The organism is Candidatus Manganitrophaceae bacterium (genome assembly GCA_012960925.1).
GTDB lineage: Bacteria > Nitrospirota > Nitrospiria > SBBL01 > JAADHI01 > DUAG01.
In genome coordinates, this window is record DUAG01000016.1 from 1 (window position 1) to 1,184 (window position 1,184).

Genomic DNA, 1,184 nt, shown 5'->3' on the forward strand with positions numbered 1-1,184 from the left:
CGTTTTCAAATCCGGGGGGCGGGTCAGGTCCATCATTCTTTTTACCATTCGGTCTATCCGGTCGACTTCGGAAACCATGACATCGAGATATTCCTGGTGTGATTTATTTTTGATTTCCTGGCGCAGTAACTGGGCGGAGCCGCGAATGCCACCTAAAGGATTGCGAATCTCATGAGCCATGCCAATGGTGACCGCCCCCAGATTTTTGAGGTGGTCTGTGGGCCTTTGTTGTTCTTTCAGTTCCTGTAGAAGGCTCATATTTTTAATTAGTATAACCACACCTTGAATGGAGTCATCAGATCCCAGAAAAGGAGATAGGGTTAGATTGACCGGGAACTGCGAAGATGGGGAGTTACGTTTCCCTTCTGCTTCTACATCGTGGTAGCAGGCTCCGTTTTCCAGGATTTTTTGTGTTATGTCTAAGACATGAGTTTGATGGGGAAACAGTTCATCCAGCCCTTGGTTAATGAAGGAGTCGCTGGACCGATGAAACATGTCTTCGACTGTCAGATTGCTCTTTTGGACGGTCATCGAAGGAGAAACGAGCAGAACCCCATCAATGATGGAGTTAAAAATATTTTCGTAAATCTGTTCAGGGTTGTTCATCGTTCCAACTTATTTGGAACCTTTGGCCTGTTTGGATTTTCCCCCGGAATAAGGATTTTTGGGTGAGGGTTTTTTCGCCGGGGCCGCAGGTTTTGTGTCAGGAGTTTTGGCAGAGACGGGTTCGGAGGGAGCGGATGCCGGGGTCCCCGTGTCGGTTTTGCCCTGCGTGCTTTCTTGTTCCCAGCCCTTCTTACGTGATTCGGAAGGGTATTCTGAAGTATACCAACCCGACCCTTTAAGAATGAAGCCAGAGGCGGATATCAGGCGATGGACTTTTCCATCAGCATTGTCGTCGCAACCCAGGCCATTGCAGGTTTTTAATGGTTTGGCAGAAATTGTCTGGATGGCCTCAAAGGTGACTCCACATTCATCGCATTGGTATTCGTAAATCGGCATAACTCAAAATCTCCGGGTATTGTAGTATTTTATATAAATTTTTAAGATTCCAAACTGGACTAGCAAGGCATGGACTAGGTTTTACGTCAATAAACCCGACTATACAGGGCTAAGCCATTCCTGAAATTTGGGATGAGCTCCGTGTACTACATCAAAAAATGTTTTCTGGATCTGGTCGGTAA

The 1,184-nt window shown here is 46.5% G+C and carries 2 protein-coding genes; both read right to left on the reverse strand.

Annotated elements, in window-relative coordinates:
• Positions 1–606 (reverse strand): PAS domain-containing protein (locus EYQ01_02540; GenBank protein HIE64693.1); only part of this gene is annotated, 606 nt, incomplete at its 3' end.
• Positions 607–615: 9 nt separating this feature from the next.
• Positions 616–1,002: a zinc ribbon domain-containing protein gene (locus EYQ01_02545; protein HIE64694.1), complete on the reverse strand. Its 387-nt coding sequence runs from the start codon at positions 1,000–1,002 to the stop codon at positions 616–618.
• Between the last annotated feature and the right edge of the window lie 182 nt (positions 1,003–1,184).

Bases quoted from the DNA above. Each gene is read 5' to 3' on its own strand.
- EYQ01_02545 (HIE64694.1), bottom strand. From the start codon at position 1,002: ATGCCGATTTACGAATACCAATGCGATGAATGTGGAGTCACCTTTGAG.